This is a genomic window from Salinibacter sp., from assembly GCF_036626415.1.
Lineage (GTDB): Bacteria > Bacteroidota > Rhodothermia > Rhodothermales > Salinibacteraceae > Salinibacter.
Genome location: NZ_JAZKRW010000229.1, coordinates 1 through 2,695 on the forward strand (window position 1 = coordinate 1; position 2,695 = coordinate 2,695).

Here is a 2,695-nt window from a genome sequence, read left to right on the forward strand (position 1 = left end):
AAGGAGCACCGGTTAACAAAAAAGCCCCCGTTCCCGGGCAGGAAACGGGGGCCGACTCTTCATGTCCCGACGGGACTACAGGTCGTTGAGCCAGGCACGGAGCATCCAGCGGTCCTCCTCGATCTGCTCGCCGAGGTCTTCGAGCGCGGTGACTGTGCTGGGGGCACCGGCATTTTCCGCCTGGTCGGCGAGGCGCTGCACCCGGTCGCCCAGGGCGTCGAGGTCCTCGATCACGACCTCGACCATCTCGTCGGCCGGCGGCGTGCTCGGGTCCTCTGCCAGCGACGCGAGGTCCAGCACGTCGGCGAGGGTGTGCACGGGCCGGTCGCCCCGGCCGCGCACCTGTTCGGCGATCTGGTCGATGGCGTCGGACCAAAACGTGTACAGCTCTTCGAACTTATCGTGGAGGGTGAAGAACTGTGGACCGGTCACATTCCAGTGGTAGTGGCGCACCTTCTGGTAGAACACCGTGGCGTCGGCCAGAAGATTGTTCAGGCCCGTCGTCACGTCGGTCTCTCTCGTCTCCGGAGCGACGTCCGTGCTGGGATCGGAAGCCGTCTTCGTATTGGGGCTGGGGGCAGACATAAATTGAGCAGCGAGAGGTTATGGAAAGGAGTGCGCGACGAGTCGAGAGACCGGAAGCCGTCTCCCCGTTGTGGATCAATTTGTACTTACATGTATTTACAAATGTTTCTACGCAAGGGGCCTTGCTACGTGAAGTCCGCGTGAGCGAGCTCATTGGGCCGCGTCCAGACTGCAGTTGGCGGGGGGTTCTGGGCCACAACCCGCCCTATTCCGCAAGCACCTCTTCGGTCTCTGGAAGCGTCGAAAACCGGTCCATCAGCGTAGAGAGGGCGGTAAACGCGGTCTCGTCGACCCGATGGCGGACCATCGTCCCCTCCTTCCGGCGCTGGATGAGCCCCGCCTTCCGTAGCACCTTCAGGTGATGGGAGATCGTCGGCTGACTCAGGTCGAAGTGGTCCATGAACTCGCAGACGCAGATCTCGCCGCCCCCATGGTAGATGAGGTCGACCATGCGCAGACGCACCGGATTGGCAAGGGCCTTGAGCTGGTCGGCGCGGTGCTCGATCGTCGGCTCGGCGAGGCGCTCCTCCGGCGAGGCGCCGCAGGGACACGAGGATGGGGCGGAATCGGGCATCGCGGGTCGGGACCGATGGGGTTTTGTATTGTCATGCGCCTATATATAAAACTGTAAATACAGTTCCGCCGACTCAGGCACTCACGCTGCCTCGTCCCGCGTCGGGAAGGGGGCTCGCGCGGCGCTCCGCCACAGCGGCACTGGGCCATGAGTCTGCTCCGTCGGAATGCGGGCACCTGATCATATCAATACCTCTACGTGGAGGCTCTTCTAAACAGTGTCCGTCTCCTCAGGGGGGGGCTTCACCGTGTACGGCGACGGGGCCCGCCGGGGCGGCGGGCGGGAATTATTCTTTGAGCAAACAGTAAAGATAAGGCCTTCGTTCAACACACCAGGATCCTCACTGTGGGAGGGGATGTTTGATTCTCTAGGTTGTAAAAATATGTAATAACAAACCGGGCCGACGTCCATGTCCAACGCCCAGTACGACGTTGAACGCGCGACGGCCGGCCTCGTGATGGCGCTCTTCGTGGCGTCCGCGCTGTTGCTGGCGGCCCTGCTGTACTTTGTGTGGCGTGACATGGAGAGCCGCTCGGCAGTCCCCGCGAGCGACTCCGCACAGGCGGTGCGGGTCGTTCCGCCCCGCCCCCTCGCGTCTACGACCGCCGCCGAGCCCTCCCCTGCCCCTGTACGCCTGCCATGACCTACCTGCCCCTGCTCGCCGTCCTGCTGGTCCTGGTCATCGGGGCCGCGACGACCCTTACCGTGCTGTTCTACGCGGGGAGCCACGGCTACTTTCGTAACCTGAAATCCGGGGCCTACGTGATCTTCGACGAGGACGAGCCCGTCGGGGAACCGCAGGACCAGTTCTTCCGGGAGGCCGAGTCCGACGGAGATTCGTCGGCGCCCGCCGCCTAACTCCTTCTCCTCTCGCGCCCCCTCATATGCCCGACGTTGCTTCCTCCTCGTCTGCCTCTGCGTCTCCTCCCCCTGAGGAGAGCTGGCGCCGCGTGGTCGACGCGTCGACGCGCCGGCCGGTCGTGGCCTTCATCGTGAGCGCGACCGTCTGGCTCCTCATCGGATCGCTGCTGGCACTCATCGCGAGCTTCAAGTTCCAGTTTCCCGACTGGTGGACGCAGCAGGCGTGGCTCACGTTCGGTCGGATCCGGCCCGCGCACCTCAACACGGTCATCTACGGCTGGATCTCGATGGCGGGCGTAGGGGTGGGCACGTGGCTCTGGGCCCGGCTCCTCAAAACCGAGCTGCGCGGCCGGGGGCTGCTGCTGCTCAGCGTGGCCCTCTGGAACGTGGGCATGGTTGTGGGGACGATCGGCATCCTGGCCGGCTACTCGCGGTCCATCGAGTGGGTGGAAATGCCGTACGCGGCGTTCGCGTTCATCGTCCCGGCCCTGCTGCTCGTCGTGGCGTCGTTCGTGCAGACCCTCCGGAAGCGGCACGTGCAGCACCTCTACATCTCGGTGTGGTACCTCGGCGCCGCCATTCTGTGGGGGCCGTTCCTCCTCATCGCGTTTCTGCTTCCCATCTACAGCGGCGTGCCGGAGGCGACGGCCAACTGGTGGTACGCCCACAACATCC

Annotated in this window: 5 protein-coding genes; 3 read left to right on the forward strand and 2 right to left on the reverse strand. The window is 64.4% G+C overall.

The genetic code is table 11. From position 1 onward, the window contains the following. Positions 1-75: 75 nt before the first annotated feature. Both V5A20_RS14000 and V5A20_RS14005 read right to left on the reverse strand, forming a co-directional pair. Positions 76-585, reverse strand: a complete 510-nt coding sequence (locus tag V5A20_RS14000; protein ID WP_332316943.1) for a Dps family protein — start codon at positions 583-585, stop codon at positions 76-78. 205 nt (positions 586-790) lie between these two features. Then, positions 791-1,159 carry an ArsR/SmtB family transcription factor gene (locus V5A20_RS14005; RefSeq protein ID WP_332316944.1) on the reverse strand — a complete coding sequence of 123 codons (369 nt, stop codon included), beginning with the start codon at positions 1,157-1,159 and terminating at the stop codon, positions 791-793. A gap of 409 nt (positions 1,160-1,568) precedes the next feature. Between V5A20_RS14005 and V5A20_RS14010 the strand changes: the two genes are divergently transcribed. From V5A20_RS14010 to V5A20_RS14020, 3 genes are all read left to right on the forward strand, one after another. Further along, entirely contained in the window at positions 1,569-1,802 is a 234-nt protein-coding gene (locus V5A20_RS14010; RefSeq protein WP_332327643.1) for a hypothetical protein, read from the forward strand. Beyond that, the gene (locus V5A20_RS14015) at positions 1,799-2,017 is read left to right on the forward strand and encodes a hypothetical protein (RefSeq protein ID WP_332316946.1); all 219 of its coding nucleotides are present in this window, start codon (positions 1,799-1,801) and stop codon (positions 2,015-2,017) included. Before V5A20_RS14010 ends, V5A20_RS14015 begins: the two co-directional genes overlap by 4 nt. Positions 2,018-2,043: 26 nt before the next feature. Next, a partial coding sequence (locus V5A20_RS14020) for a cbb3-type cytochrome c oxidase subunit I (protein WP_332327644.1) occupies positions 2,044-2,695 on the forward strand: 652 nt, incomplete at its 3' end.

Excerpts from the sequence above, each read along its gene's own strand:
- V5A20_RS14015 (WP_332316946.1), top strand. The coding sequence starts at position 1,799 with ATGACCTACCTGCCCCTGCTCGCCGTCCTGCTGGTCCTGGTCATCGGG.
- V5A20_RS14005 (WP_332316944.1), bottom strand. The coding sequence starts at position 1,159 with ATGCCCGATTCCGCCCCATCCTCGTGTCCCTGCGGCGCCTCGCCGGAG.
- V5A20_RS14000 (WP_332316943.1), bottom strand. The coding sequence starts at position 585 with ATGTCTGCCCCCAGCCCCAATACGAAGACGGCTTCCGATCCCAGCACG.
- V5A20_RS14010 (WP_332327643.1), top strand. The coding sequence starts at position 1,569 with ATGTCCAACGCCCAGTACGACGTTGAACGCGCGACGGCCGGCCTCGTG.